The 18,741-nt window shown below is 64.5% G+C and carries 20 protein-coding genes; 1 reads left to right on the top strand and 19 read right to left on the bottom strand.

Annotated elements, in window-relative coordinates:
* Positions 1-6 precede the first annotated feature (6 nt).
* From ACQR3T_RS05445 to ACQR3T_RS05395, 11 genes are all read right to left on the bottom strand, one after another.
* Complete coding sequence (locus ACQR3T_RS05445) at positions 7-789, bottom strand: siderophore-interacting protein (protein ID WP_428692711.1); 783 nt, start codon at positions 787-789, stop codon at positions 7-9.
* Between the two features lie 94 nt (positions 790-883).
* Entirely contained in the window at positions 884-2,005 is a 1,122-nt protein-coding gene (gene dprA / locus ACQR3T_RS05440) for a DNA-processing protein DprA (RefSeq protein ID WP_032377046.1), read from the bottom strand.
* Entirely contained in the window at positions 2,002-3,507 is a 1,506-nt protein-coding gene (locus tag ACQR3T_RS05435; protein ID WP_032377045.1) for a YifB family Mg chelatase-like AAA ATPase, read from the bottom strand. Before ACQR3T_RS05435 ends, dprA begins: the two co-directional genes overlap by 4 nt.
* Positions 3,507-3,863 (bottom strand): YraN family protein, encoded by a 357-nt coding sequence (locus ACQR3T_RS05430; RefSeq protein WP_032377044.1) that lies wholly within the window; start codon positions 3,861-3,863, stop codon positions 3,507-3,509. Before ACQR3T_RS05430 ends, ACQR3T_RS05435 begins: the two co-directional genes overlap by 1 nt.
* Positions 3,864-4,226: 363 nt before the next feature.
* Complete coding sequence (locus tag ACQR3T_RS05425) at positions 4,227-4,571, bottom strand: histone-like nucleoid-structuring protein Lsr2 (protein WP_032377043.1); 345 nt, start codon at positions 4,569-4,571, stop codon at positions 4,227-4,229.
* A 408-nt stretch (positions 4,572-4,979) separates the two neighbouring features.
* On the bottom strand, positions 4,980-5,285 hold the full coding sequence (locus ACQR3T_RS05420) for a DUF2469 domain-containing protein (RefSeq protein WP_008717288.1): 306 nt from the start codon (positions 5,283-5,285) through the stop codon (positions 4,980-4,982).
* Positions 5,286-5,322: 37 nt separating this feature from the next.
* A complete protein-coding gene (locus ACQR3T_RS05415; RefSeq protein WP_196248413.1) occupies positions 5,323-6,117 on the bottom strand; it encodes a ribonuclease HII in 795 nt (264 codons plus the stop codon).
* Positions 6,114-6,890: a signal peptidase I gene (lepB, locus tag ACQR3T_RS05410; protein WP_032377042.1), complete on the bottom strand. Its 777-nt coding sequence runs from the start codon at positions 6,888-6,890 to the stop codon at positions 6,114-6,116. The genes ACQR3T_RS05415 and lepB overlap by 4 nt, the downstream gene beginning before the upstream one ends.
* Before the next feature lie 143 nt (positions 6,891-7,033).
* The gene (gene rplS / locus ACQR3T_RS05405) at positions 7,034-7,375 is read right to left on the bottom strand and encodes a 50S ribosomal protein L19 (protein WP_032378188.1); all 342 of its coding nucleotides are present in this window, start codon (positions 7,373-7,375) and stop codon (positions 7,034-7,036) included.
* Positions 7,376-7,513: 138 nt separating this feature from the next.
* A complete protein-coding gene (locus ACQR3T_RS05400; protein ID WP_032378187.1) occupies positions 7,514-8,362 on the bottom strand; it encodes a hypothetical protein in 849 nt (282 codons plus the stop codon).
* 107 nt (positions 8,363-8,469) lie between these two features.
* Complete coding sequence (locus ACQR3T_RS05395; RefSeq protein WP_032377041.1) at positions 8,470-10,818, bottom strand: Tex family protein; 2,349 nt, start codon at positions 10,816-10,818, stop codon at positions 8,470-8,472.
* Positions 10,819-10,886: 68 nt separating this feature from the next.
* Between ACQR3T_RS05395 and ACQR3T_RS05390 the strand changes: the two genes are divergently transcribed.
* Entirely contained in the window at positions 10,887-11,843 is a 957-nt protein-coding gene (locus ACQR3T_RS05390) for a serine hydrolase (protein WP_032377040.1), read from the top strand.
* Between the two features lie 5 nt (positions 11,844-11,848).
* Here the strand turns inward: ACQR3T_RS05390 and trmD are convergent, their stop codons facing one another.
* The 8 genes from trmD to ACQR3T_RS05350 form a co-directional block, all read right to left on the bottom strand.
* Positions 11,849-12,529, bottom strand: a complete 681-nt coding sequence (gene trmD / locus ACQR3T_RS05385) for a tRNA (guanosine(37)-N1)-methyltransferase TrmD (RefSeq protein ID WP_032377039.1) — start codon at positions 12,527-12,529, stop codon at positions 11,849-11,851.
* A 3-nt stretch (positions 12,530-12,532) separates the two neighbouring features.
* Positions 12,533-13,111 carry a ribosome maturation factor RimM gene (gene rimM / locus ACQR3T_RS05380; RefSeq protein ID WP_032377038.1) on the bottom strand — a complete coding sequence of 193 codons (579 nt, stop codon included), beginning with the start codon at positions 13,109-13,111 and terminating at the stop codon, positions 12,533-12,535.
* Between the two features lie 15 nt (positions 13,112-13,126).
* A complete protein-coding gene (locus ACQR3T_RS05375; protein WP_008717313.1) occupies positions 13,127-13,369 on the bottom strand; it encodes an RNA-binding protein in 243 nt (80 codons plus the stop codon).
* Positions 13,366-13,842 carry a 30S ribosomal protein S16 gene (rpsP, locus tag ACQR3T_RS05370; RefSeq protein WP_032377037.1) on the bottom strand — a complete coding sequence of 159 codons (477 nt, stop codon included), beginning with the start codon at positions 13,840-13,842 and terminating at the stop codon, positions 13,366-13,368. The genes ACQR3T_RS05375 and rpsP overlap by 4 nt, the downstream gene beginning before the upstream one ends.
* A gap of 186 nt (positions 13,843-14,028) precedes the next feature.
* The gene (locus ACQR3T_RS05365; protein WP_032377036.1) at positions 14,029-14,859 is read right to left on the bottom strand and encodes a CPBP family intramembrane glutamic endopeptidase; all 831 of its coding nucleotides are present in this window, start codon (positions 14,857-14,859) and stop codon (positions 14,029-14,031) included.
* Positions 14,852-15,961 carry an amidohydrolase family protein gene (locus ACQR3T_RS05360; protein WP_428692710.1) on the bottom strand — a complete coding sequence of 370 codons (1,110 nt, stop codon included), beginning with the start codon at positions 15,959-15,961 and terminating at the stop codon, positions 14,852-14,854. Before ACQR3T_RS05360 ends, ACQR3T_RS05365 begins: the two co-directional genes overlap by 8 nt.
* 18 nt (positions 15,962-15,979) lie before the next feature.
* The gene (gene ffh, locus ACQR3T_RS05355; RefSeq protein ID WP_032403595.1) at positions 15,980-17,539 is read right to left on the bottom strand and encodes a signal recognition particle protein; all 1,560 of its coding nucleotides are present in this window, start codon (positions 17,537-17,539) and stop codon (positions 15,980-15,982) included.
* A 148-nt stretch (positions 17,540-17,687) separates the two neighbouring features.
* Complete coding sequence (locus ACQR3T_RS05350) at positions 17,688-18,674, bottom strand: M23 family metallopeptidase (protein WP_428692709.1); 987 nt, start codon at positions 18,672-18,674, stop codon at positions 17,688-17,690.
* Between the last annotated feature and the right edge of the window lie 67 nt (positions 18,675-18,741).

Here is an 18,741-nt window from a genome sequence, read left to right as displayed (position 1 = left end):
GCCCGTTCAGGCGTCGACACCGGCTTCGGCCTGCGCGAGCTCGCGCTTCCACACTCGGAAGTTCTCCTCGGTCCGCCCTCGACGCCAGTAGCCCGAGATCGATGCCCACTCGGCACCGACCCCACGCTCCTTGCGAATGTAGGGCCGGATGTTGTGCATCACGGCCTGGGCCTCACCGTGCACGAAAACCTGCGCCTGGCCGGGCAGCCATTCCGTGCCCTTGACTGCTGCGATCAAGGGAGCGTTGTCGCCGGCCAGGTCGTCGCCGACGTCGTTCGAGGATGCACCCCGGTGAACCCAGGTGACATCGACGACGGCGAGCGTCTCCATGTAGATCTCGTCGTGACGGTCGGCAACTTCGATGAAGACTTTGGCGATGGCGTCTTCGGGCAGCGCCTCCACGGCGGCCGAGATAGCGGGAATCGCCGATTCGTCACCTGCGAACAGATGCCAGTCCGCGTCGGGTCGAGGGACGTACCCACCGGACGGACCGAAGAACGACATCTCGTCCCCCGGCTTCGCCTTAGTGGCCCACGGCCCGGCAACTCCTTCGTCGCCGTGCACCACGAAGTCGATCGCGATCTCGCGCGCACTCGTGTCGACGGATCGAACGGTGTAGGTGCGCATGATCGGATCGTCGTCGGTTCCGAAGAACAGCTTGACGTAGGCGTCGGTCTCCTTGATCGCGTCGAAGTCGTCGAAATTCTCTCCGCCGAGGTACACCCGGTACATGTGCGGGGTGAGCGCCTCGGTGCGCAGGACGGACAGGGTGGTTTTCTTGCGTGGCACTTCGGACCCCTCTTCGAGCGAACGACGTCGATGCGTGCTGCACCGACTAAGCATTACCTAACACCCTACCTTCGGGGCACGGCGAGCGTGGTGTTCATCCCCGCACCACGCGGAACCACCCCGTCTCGTCGCTGGCAACGAAGCCGTCCATTTCCAGCACAGGCAGTGCAGCGCGCACCTTGCCGATCGGCACACCGGACTGTTCGGACAACTCGCGGCTCGACAGCGACCCGGTTGCCGGCAACGCGTCGTAGATCAACAATCCGGTCTCCGAGAGCGCATCCGTCTCCCGAAAGAGGTCGGGCCGCCATTCCTCCGGCGACCCGAGGGCACCGGCCTCGGCAACGACATCGTGCGAGCTCGACACCAGCACGGCCTCGCCGTCGCGGATCATGCGATGGCACCCCTTGGACGTGGGTGATGTGACCGGGCCGGGAACCGCGAGTACCGGACGACCCAGTTTTTTCGCCCATGCCGCAGTGTTGCGAGCCCCGCTGCGCCACCCTGCCTCGACCACCACTACTGCCGATCCGAGTGCCGCAACGAGTCTGTTGCGAGCGAGGAATCGATGCTTGGCAGGGGTGGTGCCCGGTGCGTATTCGCTCAGGACCAGCCCGTGATCGGCTATCTGTCGCAGCAATCGCGAATGCCCCGCCGGATACGCACGGTCGACGCCACAGGCGAGCACCGCCATCGTCGTTCCCTCTACTCCGAGAGCCGCCCGATGCGCCGCGGCATCGATCCCGAAGGCCGCTCCCGAAATGATGGTCCAACCGTCGAGTGCGAGGTCTGCCGAAATTTCTGCGGTCACGTGATCCCCGTACGGGCTCGATGCACGGGTCCCCACGATCGACACCGATCTTTCGGTGGCCGTTGCGACGGGCCGATTTCCGAGCGCCCACAACGCAATCGGAGGACAGGTGTCCACCCCTGCGGTCAGACCCGATCCGTCGAAGCCGAGGAATCTCCACGCCGGCCACTCGTCGTCGTCGGGAGTGATCAACCGGCCACCCAGCGCGCCGATGTGATCGAGATCGGCTGCAGCGGTGTCGATGTGGGCACGTACCTCGAGCCGCTCGCCCAATCGGCCTGCCCGCACCGCCGCAGCGGCCGCTTCCGGGCCGTGCGCCGCGGCATGGTCGACCACGAGTCGATGCGGGCCCTGCGCCACCCGCGACAGATATGCCCACGCGAGTCGGCGTGCGTCGTGGGTCATGCCACTCCCCTGTCGCGGAAATCCAGTGCGGCTCCGACCTCGTCGGCACCCGGAACCGTGCCACCTGCGAGGTCGCTCAGCGTCCACGCCACCCGTATCGCCCTGTCTGCTCCCCGCGCGGTCAACGATCCGTTCCGCAGCGCACGCTCCACCGGCGCGAGCGTCGAGCGCGCCAGCCGAAACCGTTGCCGTAGCGCAGGTCCCGGGACTTCTGCATTTGTTCTCCAGCCGAAATCCTGCCACCGGTGGGCGGCCGCGTCCCTGGCTCCGGTCACGCGTGCGCGGATCTCACTCGTTCCCTCCCCCACCTCGTCGACCAGCGCTCCCGTCGCGACACCCATCATCTGTATGCGGAGATCGACACGGTCCAGCAACGGCCCCGAAAGCTTTCCGAGATATTTGCGCCGAGCAGTGGGCGCACAGACACAATCGACCTGTCGCGCAGGTGCGCACGGGCACGGGTTCGCCGCCAGAACCAGCTGAAATCGAGCCGGATATCTCGCCACACCGTCTCGACGAGCAATGCGAATCTCACCGTCCTCCAACGGAGTCCGCAGAGCCTCCAGTACGCGAACGCTCATCTCGGCGCACTCGTCCAGAAACAGGACTCCGCGATGCGCGCGACTGACCGCTCCCGGCTTGGCCATTCCCGTTCCCCCACCCACCAAGGCGCTCACCGACGTCGAATGATGAGGTGCAATGAACGGCGGCGATGTGATGAGCGGTCGCGCAGTGGTCAACAACCCGGCCACCGAATGGATGGCCGTCACCTCGAGCGCCTCGGACTCGGTCAGCGGCGGCAGAATCCCCGGAAGACGCTGCGCCAGCATTGTTTTGCCGATTCCCGGCGGACCGGTCAACATGATGTGGTGTGCGCCTGCGGCGGCGACTTCCAGAGCCCACCGGGCATCCGCCTGTCCGGCTACATCACTGAGATCCGGATAGATCTCCTGATGCCACTCGGTCGGCACCGGCGATTCCAAGGCTTGCTCGCCGCGAAGCCACGCCACGACATCCCCGAGCGAGCCTGCGCCCAACACGTCGATACCGTCCACCAGGCCCGCCTCGGGTAGACACTGCATCGGGACCACCACCCGTTGCCAACCTGCACCCTTGACCGCAAGCACACCGGGCAAGACCCCGCGAACCGCCCTGAGCCGGCCGTCCAGAGCGAGTTCGCCCAGAAACACCGTCTCCGACAGACTCCCGCGCGGAATGGCCTTCGCCGCATCGAGAACAGACAACGCGAGAGCGAGGTCGTACACCGATCCACCCTTGGGCAACGTTGCGGGCGACAGCGCGAGAATCACCCGGCTGTCCGGCCACGTGCCACCCGAGTTCTTCACGGCAGCTTTCACGCGATCTCGCGACTCGTTCAGCGCGGTATCGGGCAGACCGACCAGATGAGTGCCGGGCAAGCCCTGCCCGATATCGGCTTCGATTTCCACCAGCACACCGTCGACACCGTTGACCGCAACCGAATGCGCTCTCCCGAGTGGCATCAGAACGCAGCCCGGATGTGAGTGATCACCGGATTGTCGTCTCTCCCGACCACGATCGCGATCACGTCGAATCTGATCTGCACCCACGGACCCTGTTGCAGGGCAAGCCACGACAGCGCAAGCCCCCTGATCCGCACCTGCTTGGTGTACGTCACAGCCTCGGCAGGCGTTCCGTAACCGATTCCCGAACGCGTCTTCACCTCGACGAACACCATGGTGTCACCCTCGCGCGCGATGATGTCGAGCTCACCGGATCGATGCCGCCAGTTCCGCTCGATCACCTCGAGCCCGATGTCCTCGAGATGGCGCACCGCGAGGTCCTCACCGCGCGCACCGAGTTCCTGATTGGTCGCCATATCCGCATTCCTCCACTCTCCGGCCGTACTTCGCGGCCGATTCGGTGGTACCGAAGGTGGCACGTCCGAATCGAGGAGAAACAAAGAATGCGCAGGTGGGCGATTACCCTGTGGACAACTGCTCGCCTGTGCACGAACGGGCAGATGTGCGGAGACAAATTGTCGGCATTGTCGGACCTTCGTGTTACAGCGTGGGCGAGTTACAGCGTCGGCGAGTGACAACGGCCCTGAGGCAGTGGCCCCCACGCACAAAACTCCGCCCGAATTCAGAATTCGGACGGAGCTGATGCCGAGCGTCGACACCAGGAAACGGGTGCCGGTGGAGCGTTTTGTGGCACCGACGAAGTCGGCGCTACCGGATGATCAGTGGGCGGCCTCGTATGCTGCCTGCACGTCCTGACTGATGCGGCCCCGAGCACTGACCTCGTGGCCGTTCTCGCGTGCCCATGCTCGAATGTCCTGAAGATCGACTTTTCCGCGAGCCGGTGCCGGAGCAGCGCCGCCCTTACGGGTACGGCGTCCGGAGACCTTCTCTGCGTGCTCGATCCAGAAAGCCAACTGTTCATGCAATTCGTTTGCATGCTTGAGGTTCAAATCGATGCGGTACTGGTTTCCACCGATGCCGAATTCGATGGATTCACCTTGGCCGTCTTTGATTACCGATCCATCGACATCGTCGATCATCTGCACAAGCGTCTTGCGTGCCATCTCGTACCTCTTACACGTCTGGGGGATGTGATATTCAAGTTCTACCACCGATTCTCGTATCGGCGCAAAGAAGTGCTGGTGTTACGCAACGTGTCGAATCGGCGAATATCAGTCCGGATATGGTGGCACATTTCGAGAAAATAGACGTCGGAATCGAATGCCTTTGTTACGCAGTTACTTTCGGGACGAGAATCTCCCGTGCCGTTACCTGCCGGAGCTGGCCCCCACCGAAACCGACGATGAAACAGGACATGCGGAACGATTTGGTCGGCTGTCCAATTTCTCGAACAATCACGGTCATAATCGGCGAACACCGGTTCGACAACTCGTCGGCGCGAGGCCTGGTGTGTTTCACACGCCCGCGAGCCGTCGTCGGCTGCCGCGTGCCGCGGCGTTCGCCGCAGCGAGCTATTCCGGAAGGCGAAGGTCTGGTTTGTCCAACTCTTCGATGTTGACGTCCTTGAACGTGATCACTCGGACGTGCTTGACGAAACGGGCGGGGCGATACATATCCCACACCCACGAATCCGACATCCGCAATTCGAAGTAGATCTCACCGTCGGCGTTGTGCGGAATGAGTTCGACGGAGTTCGCCAGATAGAACCGACGTTCGGTTTCGACCACGTAGTTGAACTGACCTACGATGTCCCGATACTCGCGATACAGCGAGAGCTCCATCTCGGTTTCGTACTTTTCGAGATCTTCGGCACTCATCGGTTTCTTTCATCCTCCAGTCGGGCGTGAAAAGCAATCATCGCGCACCTGCGTCGCGGCAGTCCATTCGCCCCACGGCGTCGCCGTTCCGAGTGGTGCCTGCGGCACGACCCACGGGTGGATCCCCAGCCGAGCCCGCGGCCGCCGCAGCGACATTCGCATACGACATTCGATGTTCTCGGCTGGGGCCGAGAGCGATCATGGCGGCCGAATGAGCCCGCGTGCTGTAGCCCTTGTGGACGGCGAATCCGTAGCCCGGAATCTCTTCGTCCATCTGTACCATCAGCCGATCGCGTGAGACCTTCGCCAGCACGCTCGCGGCAGCGATGCACGCGGCGGTGGCGTCGCCGCCGATCACCGGTAGCGACGGAACCGGCAGGCCGGGCACCCGAAAGCCGTCGGTGAGCACGTACCCGGGGGTCACTCCGAGCCCGGCAACTGCGCGACGCATTCCCTCGATGTTCGCCACGTGCACCCCGATGCGATCGACCTCGGCAGCGTCGATGAACACCACGCTCCATGCCAGTGCCAGCTTCTGGATCTTGGGGAACAGTTCCTCGCGTCGGCGCTCGGTCAATTTCTTCGAGTCGTCCAGATCGGCCAGCGCTGCGTGGGCGCGCGCACCGAGTACGCATGCCGCCACCGTCAACGGGCCGGCGCACGCTCCCCGACCTGCTTCGTCCACGCCCGCAACCGGCCCGAGACCTCCGCGCTCCAAGGCCGACTCCATCGTCCGCAAACCGGCAGCCCGCCGGATGACCGGACGTGGCGGCCACGACGACCGCGTCAGAGTCGCTCGTGCACGGGGCACGCGGCGGGGGGCCGTCGTCATCGACCTTGAATGTCGGGAGAATCCAGGAGGCCGGTCCGTGACGGTGGCAGCGCAATGAAGACAGCCTTACCGATCACGTTGTCGATCGGAACGGTACCGGTGAATTCGTCGGTGACGTGATAGCGGGAGTCTCGTGAGTTGCTCCGGTTGTCTCCCATCACCCAGATGTTGCCCTCCGGAACGGTCACGGGGTCGAAGCAGCGTCCCGACTTCAGTTCGGTATCGCAGGTCATCGTCCCGGGCGCGAACGGGAAATCCATCTGAATGTACGGCTCGTCCAAGGGCTTTCCATCGACGAGTACTCGGCCCTGATCGTCACAGCACTCGACGGTCTGACCGCCGGTGGCAATGACGCGCTTGACCAGATCGTTCTCGTCCGGGGCGACGACGCCGATCAAGGAGCCCACTTCTTGCGCCCCGCGGACAATCGAATTGTCGGAGCGCTGCGAGACGAATTCGTCGTTCCAAGAATCCGGACCACGAAAGACGACGATGTCGCCGGGCTTCGGGTCTCCGAAACGGTAACCGATCTTTTCGACCACGATCCGGTCGCCGGTACAGCCCGCGCAGCCGTGCAGAGTCGGCTCCATCGATTCGGACGGGATCAAGTACACCCGAGCGACGAATGTCTGGAGCAGAAAACTCAACACGAGCGCTACCAGAATGAGAATCGGAAGCTCTCGCCAGAACGATCGTGGCTTGCGATCCCGACGCTTGTTCTGCGAAGACTCGTCGTCGGGCTCATCGGTCGGATCCTGTGGGGACTGCGTCACGTCAACAGGTTAGCCGGAACGCTCGTCTGCACGGCCGGACGGTCTCTGCACCGGCGTTTCGGACCGGCCGAGACGCATCATGCCGCGCCGCCCGAAGGGGCGACGCGGCATGATGGGAGCTATGTGGAGCCGGGCGAAACCGGTCAGCGCTTTTCCTTGATCTTGGCAGCCTTGCCACGCAGATCGCGGAGGTAGTAGAGCTTGGCGCGACGGACGTCACCGCGGGTGAGGACCTCGAACTGCGCAATGTTGGGGCTGTGCACCGGGAAGGTGCGCTCGACGCCGACGCCGAACGAGACCTTACGAACCGTGAACGTCTCGCGAACGCCACCGCCCTGACGTCGGATGACGACGCCCTTGAAGATCTGAATACGCTCCTTCGAGCCTTCGATGACCTTGACGTGCACGTTCAGGGTGTCGCCGGGGCGGAAATCGGGGATGTCGCCACGCAGCGACTGATTGTCGAGAAAGTCCAGAGTGTTCATCGGTTGTGCCATCCTTGCGTTCTGCGCTTGAGTAGAGGAACCGAGCGGCTCGCTGACTGCGCGGCTCGACTGGTTCGTACTCCGAGTGAGGTCCGTGCCTGCTAGAGGCAACCCGACCATTGTGCCAGACCATGATGCCTACGGCGAAATCGACTCCGCGCGGGGTGAGACGGCAGCACCCGACACCGGTGCCGGCACCACCACACGCGCCAACTCGTCCTCGGTGGCCTCGCGTGCATGGACGATACTCGGTTTGCCCGCGATCGCGTCCTGCAAATAGATCTTGGCTCTGATGAGCGGTCTGCGCCAGCGCTTCTCGCGCCGCAGAGCTCTCTCCATCTTCTTCGGCCTGCTGGTGTAGCGCCACCTCGCCCACGGCGCGCTCGGTCGGCTCAACCGAATCGCCGCCAACACGAGGATCGGCAGTACGAACAGCCCTACCAATCCGGTCCAGATCTTGCCCTTGAGCAGGACGATCACGCAAAGGGCCAGATTGATCAGCGCCAGGAGTGCCAGCGCGCTGCGCACCCACGGATCGGGGTCGGCCCGAAAGTCTGCCGGGCTCAACAGCTCCAAAGGATGGAAGCCGAGCAGCAGCAGACCGGTGAACGCGAGGGCCGCAAAGACGGCATCGACCGACGTGCGGCCCTGTTCCGACCAGTAGACGTCGCGGAGGTAGAAGATCAACGCGAACTCGTCGAGAACGAGCGCAGCGCCGATGCCGAAGACGGCGGCCAGTACCGCGCCGATCGTCTGCGATCCGTCGACGTACACCGCGATCAGGCCGATCCCTGCCAGCAGCATCAACACGATCCCGAACACGACGTGATGTATGTGCTGGCCACCGGGAGTGATGTTGCCGGGCCACCACTTCACATCTGCGCGAATCATCCTCACGCTGAGCCGGATCAGCAGAAAGCCCAGCAGCAGTCCCAGGAGGAAACACAGCAGTGGCAGACGACCGTGATCGATGACCCCGTGTTGCAACCACCTCACGTGCGTCTCACGTCCTTCCTACCGAACGACCGGCGAGTCGGACTTCACACTATTCGTGATCCGTGCCGCCCAGGACGGCATCGACCACCGAGCCGTCCCTATTTTCCGAATCCGGCCTTCCGCAGCGCGTCGGCCATCGAACCGGCCGCCGGTGCGGCCTGCTGGCCGCCGCCGCGGCGTTCACGCTGGGGACGTGAGTCTCGTCCGCGACTGCCCTGGTCGGCACCGCCGGCTCGCCCCTGGCCCCGCGGACGTTCGCCCTGTTGTCCACGTGGGGCGTCCTTTCCGGCGGAGGCCCCAGGCTCGTCGTCCAGTCGCAGGCTCAACCCGATGCGCTGACGAGGGAGGTCGACCTCCATGACCTTGACGCGCACGACGTCACCGGATTTGACGACCTCACGCGGGTCCTTGACGAAGTTGTGCGACATCGCAGAGACGTGAACGAGACCGTCCTGATGCACACCGACGTCGACGAAAGCACCGAATGCCGCCACGTTGGTCACGACGCCTTCGAGCGTCATCCCCGGCTTCAGGTCGGCCACCTTCTCGATACCGGCCGCGAAAGTGGCGGTCTTGAACTCCGGACGCGGATCGCGTCCCGGCTTCTCCAGCTCGGAGATGATGTCGGTGACAGTGGGCAACCCGAATCGTTCGTCGACGAATTCCGCGGGATCGAGGCGGCGCAGGAGGGCCGTGTTGCCGACCACTTCGCGCACTCCGACACCGGCCTTGCCGACGATGCGGCGCACTACGGGGTACGCCTCCGGGTGCACGCTCGACCGATCGAGTGGATCCTCTCCCCCGGAGATGCGGAGGAATCCGGCGCATTGCTCGAAAGCTTTGGGGCCCAGGCGTGGTACGTCCTTGAGGGTGCTGCGGCTGGCGAACGGTCCGTTCTGGTCGCGGTGCGCCACGATGCTCTCGGCGAGCGAGCCGGCAATTCCGGATACCCGCGACAGCAGTGGCACCGACGCTGTGTTGACGTCGACACCGACCGCGTTCACCGCGTCCTCGACGACGGCGCCGAGAGAACGAGCGAGCAGGGTTTCGGAGATGTCGTGCTGGTACTGGCCGACGCCGATGGACTTGGGATCGATCTTGACCAGCTCGGCCAACGGATCCTGCAGCCTGCGTGCGATCGAGACCGCGCCGCGGATCGAGACGTCGAGTTCGGGCAGTTCACTCGAGGCGTACGCCGACGCCGAGTAGACGGAGGCACCGGCCTCGGAGACCACCACCTTGGTCAGATTCGCAGCCGGGAACTTGGCAATCAATTCTGCTGCCAGGGAATCGGTTTCGCGTGACGCCGTACCGTTTCCGATGGCGATGAGCTCCACTTTGTGCTTGGCCGCGAGGCCGGCGAGAGTGGCCAGTGCCTGATCCCATTTGCCCTGCGGCTTGTGGGGATAGATGGTGTCGTAGTCGACGACCTTTCCGGTCGCGTCGACGATGGCAACCTTGGTGCCGGTACGGAAGCCCGGGTCGAGGCCCATCGTGGTGCGGTTGCCCGCCGGCGCGGCGAGCAGCAGGTCTTTGAGGTTGCTCGCGAACACGTCGACGGCGTCCTTCTCGGCGGACTGGCGCAGTCGCATACGGGTGTCGAGGGAGACCGTGACCAGCATTTTGGTACGCCACGCCCATCGAACGGTATCGAGCAGCCACTTGTCGGCGGGCCGTCCTCGATTCGCGATTCCGAACTTGGTGGCGATCCGACCCTCGTAGACGCTCGGCACCCCGGGCGTCGGTTCTTCGCGCTCGGGCTCGAATCCGAGCGAGAGTACTTCTTCCTTCTCGCCTCTGAGGGTGGCGAGGATGCGATGCGAGGGCAGGCTCGTGAAGGGTTCGGAGAACTCGAAGTAGTCCGAGAACTTGGCACCCTCCTCCTCTTTGCCCTTGCGGACAGTGGCAACCAGCTTGCCGGAGGTCCACATGAGTTCGCGTAGTTCACCCACCAGGTCGGCGTCCTCGGCGAAGCGCTCGACGAGAATCGCACGCGCGCCGTCGAGCTGCTCCTGATCGAACTGCGCCGGATCCGTCGTGGGGTCGGAGAACAGGGCATCGGCCACGGGCTCGTGCCCCGCTTCACGCGCAATCTGGGCTTTCGTCCGACGCTTGGGCTTGAACGGCAGATAGATGTCCTCGACGCGCGCCTTGGTATCGGCGAGCATCAGAGACTGCTCGAGGGCGTCGTCGAGCTTGCCCTGACCACGGATGGATTCGATGACGGCGTCTCTGCGCTCGTCGAGCTCACGGAGGTACCGCAGCCGCTCGTCGAGCTGACGCAGCTGCGCATCGTCGAGGGTGCCGGTGACCTCCTTGCGGTACCGCGCGATGAACGGGACCGTCGAGCCGCCGTCGAGCAGTTCTACGGCGGCCCGAACCTGTTCCTCACGAACGTCGAGTTCTTCGGCTATGCGCTTGTTCACAGATTTCAGAGCAGTGGTCACGGCGATGGACCCTACCGCTACTGTGGGACAGGTCGGTCAGCGGTTCAACGTCTGGGAGAGATGCACGCATGGTCAGGGTGTCTCGATTCCTGACTGTCGTCTGTGCCTCCCTGCTCTTCACCGCAGGTTGCTCGGTTCCACCGGACGATCAACCCGGCGACTCCGCTGCGAAAGCAACCGCCGAGACCTCCGCGTCGCCCTTTCCCGACATGCAGAAGGTCGACGGCGTCGCTCTGGAAGCCCGAATTCCTATGGCGATCGCGTCGGCGCAGGCCCGAGGTGCCGACGTCGACTTCGCATTGCTCGACCGCGACACCGGGTCTTTCTACAGCAGCAACGCCGACATACAGGTCGAAACCGCATCGGTGTCCAAGCTCTTCATCGCCGACGAAGTGATGTTCCGAGCGCAGTCGGAGAACCGCCCTGTCTCGGCCGACGAACTGGCCACCATGACCAGCATGCTGGAGCTCTCCGACGACAACGCCGCCTACACCCTGTGGTACCGCTACGGCACGTCCGACATCGTCCGCGCGGTCGCGGCCCGATACGGATTGCAACGCACGACGGCACCGGGCGACGATCAGTGGTACAACACCGAAACAACGCCGAGCGACCTGGTCGGGTACTACGCGGGCTTGCTCAACGGCAGCGGCGGACTGACGACTGCGTCGACGGACGTCATCATCGGCATGCTGCGGCGTTCGGCACCGATTGCCGCAGACGGCTACAAACAACATTTCGGAATCGTCGACGGTCTACCGGGCGAGAGCGTGCACGCCGTCAAGCAGGGCTGGATGTGCTGTGTTTCCGATCGGTGGGTGCACTTGTCCACCGGCACGATCGGGGTCGACAATCGCTACGTCCTCGCTCTGTCGTCACGGGAAGACATCTTCTACGCCGACGACATGGAGAGCTATCCGGACACCGCGGTGGTCGACGTGAGTGACGATGCCAGCGCCCTACATGCCAGGGACACTCTCACTGGATTCGTCTCGATGCTTTTTCCTGGCGGCACGATCAGCTGAATTGCTCAGTCGCCGAGCAGATCCGGGCGACGCTCGGCGGTCCGAGTCAACGACTGGGCCCGACGCCATGCCGCTATCTTCGCGTGATCGCCGGAGAGAAGGACGTCGGGAACGTCGAGTTCGCGCCACCGGGCCGGACGCGTGTAGCTCGGCCCTTCGAGCAGACCGTCGGAGAACGAATCCTCCTGGTGCGACTGTTGATTGCCGAGTACTCCGGGCATGAGTCGAACCACCGCCTCGGCCATCACCAGGACGGCCGCCTCGCCGCCGATGAGCACGTAGTCGCCGATACTGACTTCTTCGACGCGTACGCGGCGCGATGCGTCGTCGAAGACCCGCTGATCGATTCCTTCGTACCGGCCGCACGCGAACACCAGATGTTGCTCGGTTGACCACCGTTCGGCCGTGCGCTGGGTGAACGGAACACCGGCGGGAGTAGGAACGACGAGGAGCGAATCCTCGGTCAGCACGTGGTCGAGGGCATCGCCCCAGACCGTCGGCTTCATGACCATCCCCGGTCCGCCGCCATAGGGTGAATCGTCGACGGCCTTGTGCACGTCATGGGTCCACGATCGCAGATCGTGAACCTCCACAGAGACAAGACCGCGGTCGATTGCCTTGCCCAACAGAGCAGTTCGCAGCGGAGTCAGGTATTCGGGGAAAATGGTGACGACGTCGAGGCGCACGATCTACTCCGGGTCCAGCAGGCCCTCGGGCGGATCGATCTCGATCGTCTTGTCGGCCAACGACACCGACGTGACGATCGCGGCCACGAAGGGAACGAGAATTTCGGCGCGTGTGTCTCCGCCGGACGTCGCAGCAGGAGTGGAGCCTGCGGAACGACCGAATTCAGGGGCAGGCCGGATGGAGAGCAACTCCCCCGCGGCCGAGTGCAGGACTTCGCGGACCGTTCCCACTGCCGAACCGTCGGCCAGAACGACGGTGAGTCCTTCGAGTTCGTGATCGTAGAATTCGTCCGGATCGTCGGACGGCGGCAGATCCGTGGACTCGACGATGAACAGAGTTCCGCGAATCTGGTCCGCGGTCGTCTTGTCGTCGATGCCGTTCAGACGCAGCAGAAGCCGCCCGGAGTGTTCCCGGACGGCGTCCACCGTGTACGAGGCGGGAGCAGCGTTCGATCGAGGCTTGCGGCCGCGAAGAACGGTCCCTACTGCGAAGCGGTCGTCGGGGTCGTCGGTGCGAACCTCGACGACGACTTCGCCTTTGATGCCGTGCGACTTTGCAACACGGCCGATGACCAGCTCCATGATTGTGTGCGTGACCTAGTGGTCCGTGTCGACCACATCGACACGAATGCCGCGACCACCGATACCCGAGACGAGTGTGCGCAGCGCCGTGGCGGTACGACCGCCGCGACCGATGACCTTGCCCAGATCGTCGGGGTGCACGTGAACCTCCACGGTGCGACCACGACGGCCGGTGATCATCTCGACGCGAACGTCATCTGGATTGGCGACGATGCCGCGAACGAGATGTTCGACGGCATCGGCGACAACGGCACTCACTTCTCAGCAGCCTCGGCGGCCGGCGCGTCTGCCGTCTCGGTTGCTGCAGCGTCGGTGCTCTCCGCAGCGGCGTCGTCGGACTTCGGAGCCTTCTTCTTCTTCGCGGTGGTGGCCTCGCCCTGCGGCTCGGAATCTGCCTGCGCCAGTGCGGCGTTGAACAGGTCGAGCTTCGACGGCTTGGGCTCGGCGAGGCGGAGGGTTCCCTCGGTGCCGGGCAGACCCTTGAACTTCTGCCAGTCGCCGGTGATCTTCAGCAGGGCCTCGACAGGCTCGGTCGGCTGCGCGCCGACGCCCAGCCAGTACTGCGCACGCTCGGAGTTGATCTCGATGACGCTGGGGTCCTGCTTGGGCTCGTACGTGCCGATGGTCTCGATCGCACGGCCGTTACGGCGGGTACGAGCATCGGAGATGACGACGCGGTAGTGCGGGGTGCGGATCTTGCCGATACGCATGAGCTTGATCTTGACAGCCATGTTCTGGTGGAGCCTTTCGAAAGTTGGTCACGGCGCAATTCAGCGGTTCACACGGCATGCGAACCCGGTTTTGCGTTGAAGGTTGTTGTGACCGCCGCGCGGTACGTAACCGGAAGACGGGCGAACAGCTGTTCATTGTGCCAGACGAGCACCGCGAACCGTGAATCGCCCTCGGCAACGACTCGCTCAAGCAAGCAGGATCACGAGGGCAGGCAGAGTGTTGTTCATCGAGTGGGCCGTGGTCGACGCCACGATCGAGCCGGTCCGCATTCTGGCGATGCCGATTGCCAGCCCGCCCCACAGCAGAATCACGAAGCGCCACCATTCGCGATGCCAGATGGCGAACACGACCGCCGTGATCGCCAGGACCACCCATCGATTGCCCAGCCAGGCCATCGGCATCGGGCGGGTGCGCTTCTCGAGCGCGCCCCACAGCATGCCGCGAAACATCGTTTCCTCGCAGATCGGTGCGCCGATCCAGATCCATACGGCCAGAGTGACTTTCCATCCGACAGCCGTATCCGTGACGTTGCCCAGTGGGGTCTGGTCCTCGAGGTCGAGGCTAGACAAGAGCACCAGCGCGAGCAGTAGACCGCCGACCACCGCGACACCACCCCAGGCCAGTCCGGATCGAACCTGACCCAGCAGTTCGGAACTGGATCTGGGAAGACCGAAATCCACGACGGGACCGTTGCCACGAGACATCGAGATCGCCACAGCCAGTCCGGCGGCGAGCAGGCTGGGAATCATGATGCCCACGACGAAGAGAGAGGAGGTCTCGGTCGTCACGACGAGTCCGAGAAGCAGGAAGCCCGCCAGATTGAGGCCGAGAACGAGCGCTGCCGCCGGTAGTCCCCATCGCTGGCCGCGTCGACGCTGGTGAGCGGCCTGTTCGGCCCGCCAGTAGGTCTCGGACAGTCCCGAGCCTTGCTGCTGAACGTGATTCATCGGTGCCAATCCGGCCCAACTCGGGCGGTTCGGGTCGAACTGCCCGCCGCTGTTGTACGGATCAGTCATCACCGGCCTCCGATCTTCTCGTCGTGCTGGCTCCTCTGTCGGTCACGCGTCCGCGCAGTATCACCAGCTCCGGGTTGGCCAGCACGTCCGGTCCTCCACGTGGATCCTCGGAGTAGACGACGAGGTCTGCGGGTGCGCCGTGCTCTAGCCCCGGTCGTCCCAGCCAGGACCGAGCGTCCCAGCAGGCAGCACCGAGGGCGTCCGTCGGCGAGAGTCCGACGCGCGCGAGTGCCGCGACCTCGTCGGCGATGCGACCGTGGGCGATCGACCCACCGGCATCGGTTCCCGCATAGATGGAGATCCCGGCATCATGGGCCCGTCCGACGGTGTCGGCGACGCGGGCGTGCAGCGCCCGCATGTGCCGGGCGTAGACGGGGTATCGGGTGGCGGAGTCCGCGATTCCGGGAAACGTCTCGATGTTGATGAGCGTCGGTACCAGCGCAGTTCGGTGATCGACCATCATCTCGATGGTCTCGTCGGTCAGACCGGTGCCGTGTTCGATGCAGTCGATTCCCGCCGCGATCAGTCCGGGGAGCGCATCCTCGCCGAATACATGGGCGGTCACCCGCGCGCCCTCGGCATGAGCAGCGGCTATGGCGTCGACGAGGATCGAGTCGTTCCACAGCGGCCGAAGATCGCCTACCGAGCGATCGATCCAATCGCCGACGAGCTTGACCCAGCCGTCACCGAATCGAGCCTGCTGTGCCACTGCCTCGGGCAGCTGCGACTCGTCCTCGATATCGATGGCCAGACCCGGTATGTACCGCTTCGGCGATGCGATGTGTCGGCCTGCTCTGATGATCCGAGGAAGGTCGTCCCGCTCGTCCAACTCGCGGGTGTCGACCGGAGACCCGGCGTCACGAAGCAGCAACGCGCCGACGCCTCGCTCGGTTTGTGCCTGCCGGATCGAGCCGCTCAGATCCGTGTGGCCCCCGCCGTACTCGATTCCCACATGACAGTGGGCATCGACGAGACCGGGCAGAATCCAACCACCGTCGTGCACGAAATCCGCGTTCGCAATCGGCTCCACGGAGAAGAGACCGTGGTCGATCCAGAGATCGACCTCGGACCCCTCCGGCATTACGCGCCCCCGCACCCGCATCGCCGACACGTGCGGCGCTTACTTCTTCGGCAGTTTCAGCTGAGAGAGATCGATGCCTTCCAGCCCTGGTGGCAATTGGTCGAGGCCCTTGGGCATGGACGACAGATCGGGCATTCCTGCCGGCATTCCACCCGGCATTCCGGGGAATCCACCGCGGATCTTCGGCTGTGTCGGGCCGCGAGCACCCTTCTTGCCTTTCTTGCCCTTCTTGTTGTTCCGCACCTGCTTGCGCGCGCCCGGCATGCCCATGCGACCGGCCATCGCCGACATCATCTTGCGTGCCTCGAAGAATCGATCCACCAGCTGATTGACGTCGGACACCTTGACGCCCGAGCCGTTCGCGATACGGAGTCGCCGCGATGCGTTGATGATCTTCGGGTCGGTTCGCTCCTGCGGCGTCATGCCGCGGATGATCGCCTGAACACGGTCGAGTTGCTTCTCGTCGACGTTGGCGAGTTCCTTCATCTGACCCGCACCGGGCAACATGCCCAACAGATTTCCGATGGGTCCCATCTTGCGGACGGCCATCATCTGCTCGAGGAAGTCGTCGAGCGTGAGCTGTCCCGAGCCGATCTTGTTGGCGGTCGCCTCGGCCTGTTCGGCGTCGAAGTGCTGCTCGGCCTGTTCGATGAGGCTGAGAACGTCGCCCATGCCGAGGATCCGGCTGGCCATACGATCGGGGTGGAAGACGTCGAAATCCTCGAGCTTCTCGCCGGTCGACGCGAACATGATGGGCTGCCCGGTCACCTCGCGGACACTGAGTGCTGCGCCGCCACGAGCGTCGCCGTCGAGCTTGGTGAGCACAACGCCGGTGAAGCCGACTCCGTCGCGGAACGCCTCGGCGGTACTGACTGCATCCTGGCCGACCATGGCGTCGAGAACGAACAAGGTTTCGTCCGGCTCCACCGCATCGCGAATTCCAGCGGCCTGGCTCATCAGCTCGGTGTCGATGCCGAGGCGGCCGGCGGTGTCGACGATGACCACGTCGTACTGCTTGCTCCGCGCCTCGGCGATGCCGGCTCGCGCGACCTCGACGGGATCTGCAGCCGAGACACCGAGTGCGTTGTCACCGCCGCCGATCGACGTGCCGGGATGCGGCGCGAACACAGCTGCACCCGCGCGCTCGCCCACGATCTGAAGCTGGCTGACGGCACCGGGGCGCTGCAGGTCGCAGGCAACGAGTAACGGAGTGTGGCCCTGGCCCTTGAGCCATTTGGCCAGCTTGCCTGCCAACGTCGTCTTACCCGAACCCTGCAGGCCGGCGAGCATGATCACCGTGGGCGGGTTCTTGGCGAAGACGAGTCTGCGGGTCTCGCCGCCGAGGATGCCGACGAGTTCCTCGTTGACGATCTTGACTACCTGCTGCGCCGGGTTGAGCGCGCCCGATACCTCGGCACCTTTGGCACGGACCTTGATGCGGTTGATGAACTCCCGCACCACGGGCAGGGCCACGTCCGCTTCGAGCAGGGCCAGACGGATCTCGCGGGCCGTGGCGTCGATATCCGCACCGGACAGTCGACCTTTGCCACGCAGGTCCTTGAGAGTCCCGGCCAACCTGTCGGAAAGGGATTCGAACACCGATTGCACTCCTGAGCTAGCCGATCACCGAAAACGAGCCGAATCCGGCACGGTCACCAGACTAGCGCCAGCCCAACCTGCCGTCGCTGGGGCGTGCGGCAGCCGTGTCGTTCGACAGACTGACGTGTCGCTCGGAGATGGCACCGAGTCAGGCGTTGCGCGCGGAATCGTTCCATGTCACTGCCACTCCCCGCGTCGAGAGCCACGATGCGGGATCGACCTTGACGCCCGAGGGATCGTGCACCTCGAAGTGCAGATGCGGACCGGTCGATTGGCCACGATTGCCCACCGTGGCGATCTGCTCGCCGGCCGACACGCGCTGACCGGTCTGCACCGAGAAATCGTTGACGTGCCCGTAGATCGTCTCGGTGCCGTCGTCGTGCTTCACCTTCACCCAGAGACCGAACCCGGATGCCGGGCCCGCGTCGGACACCGTGCCGTCGGCGGCCGCGTAGATGGGGGTCCCGATGGGTGCCGCGATGTCGAGGCCGCTGTGCTGGGCGCCCCATCGCGATCCGAAATTGGACGTCAGCACGCCCGCCACGGGCTGGACCGTGGCTTTCTTCAGCGAACGCAGACTCTCGAGCGGTGACGCACCACCGGTACCCAGCTGACCCAGACCCACGTCGTCGAGCCATTGTTGCGCTGCAGCACCGGGATCGGTAACTCCGAATGCAGCGAGCGGACCGGGACTCGGTGCGGCGCTGGGCTCCGCTGTGGGCGCGGTCTCGGAGGGCGTCGACTCCGGCGATGCGGGCTGCGACGGGGGTGCCGACTGTGGGGGCACGAACTGCGGGGGCACGAACTGCGGTGGGACGAACTGCGGAACCTCGAACTGCGGGGGTACGAACTGGGGTAGCTCGAATCCCGCCGGGAGCAGCCCCTCCGGGACGGCGAAGGGAAAACCTGCGGCGGGCGGCTCGGGGATCGGAGCGGCACCTGCGGTGCCCGCCCCCATCGACGTCGCGCCGACGACGATCGCACCGGTAGCCGCAACGATGGTCGCGGCCCGTCGACCGGTGTCCGGGGTCACTTCTGCGGCGCGGTGTTTGCCGGGCGTCGTATCCGTTGCTGTGTCGGCCGGTGTGTAGATGTTCGACCGTCGGTGGGATCCCACAGTTCGTGCCTCTCGCATTAGCAGCAGTGGAGCCTGCAGGAACGACTCGTTGGTCCGGCGGTGTGGATTCTGCGGAAGTGATCTC

The organism is Rhodococcus sp. IEGM1428, assembly GCF_050321865.1.
Classification (GTDB): domain Bacteria; phylum Actinomycetota; class Actinomycetes; order Mycobacteriales; family Mycobacteriaceae; genus Rhodococcoides.
This window is presented reverse-complemented; position numbering and strand designations above follow the sequence as displayed.

Bases quoted from the DNA above. Each gene is read 5' to 3' on its own strand.
- ACQR3T_RS05430 (WP_032377044.1), bottom strand. From the start codon at position 3,863: ATGGCGACCAATCAGGAACTCGGTGCGCGCGGTGAGGACCTCGCGGTG.
- ACQR3T_RS05360 (WP_428692710.1), bottom strand. From the start codon at position 15,961: ATGCGGGTGCGGGGGCGCGTAATGCCGGAGGGGTCCGAGGTCGATCTC.
- ACQR3T_RS05415 (WP_196248413.1), bottom strand. From the start codon at position 6,117: ATGACGACGGCCCCCCGCCGCGTGCCCCGTGCACGAGCGACTCTGACG.
- dprA (WP_032377046.1), bottom strand. From the start codon at position 2,005: ATGACCCACGACGCACGCCGACTCGCGTGGGCATATCTGTCGCGGGTG.
- ACQR3T_RS05435 (WP_032377045.1), bottom strand. From the start codon at position 3,507: ATGCCACTCGGGAGAGCGCATTCGGTTGCGGTCAACGGTGTCGACGGT.
- ACQR3T_RS05390 (WP_032377040.1), top strand. From the start codon at position 10,887: ATGGTCAGGGTGTCTCGATTCCTGACTGTCGTCTGTGCCTCCCTGCTC.
- rimM (WP_032377038.1), bottom strand. From the start codon at position 13,111: ATGGAGCTGGTCATCGGCCGTGTTGCAAAGTCGCACGGCATCAAAGGC.
- ACQR3T_RS05365 (WP_032377036.1), bottom strand. From the start codon at position 14,859: ATGACTGATCCGTACAACAGCGGCGGGCAGTTCGACCCGAACCGCCCG.
- rplS (WP_032378188.1), bottom strand. From the start codon at position 7,375: ATGAACACTCTGGACTTTCTCGACAATCAGTCGCTGCGTGGCGACATC.
- ACQR3T_RS05425 (WP_032377043.1), bottom strand. From the start codon at position 4,571: ATGGCACGCAAGACGCTTGTGCAGATGATCGACGATGTCGATGGATCG.
- ACQR3T_RS05420 (WP_008717288.1), bottom strand. From the start codon at position 5,285: ATGAGTGCCGAAGATCTCGAAAAGTACGAAACCGAGATGGAGCTCTCG.
- rpsP (WP_032377037.1), bottom strand. From the start codon at position 13,842: ATGGCTGTCAAGATCAAGCTCATGCGTATCGGCAAGATCCGCACCCCG.
- ACQR3T_RS05350 (WP_428692709.1), bottom strand. From the start codon at position 18,674: ATGCGAGAGGCACGAACTGTGGGATCCCACCGACGGTCGAACATCTAC.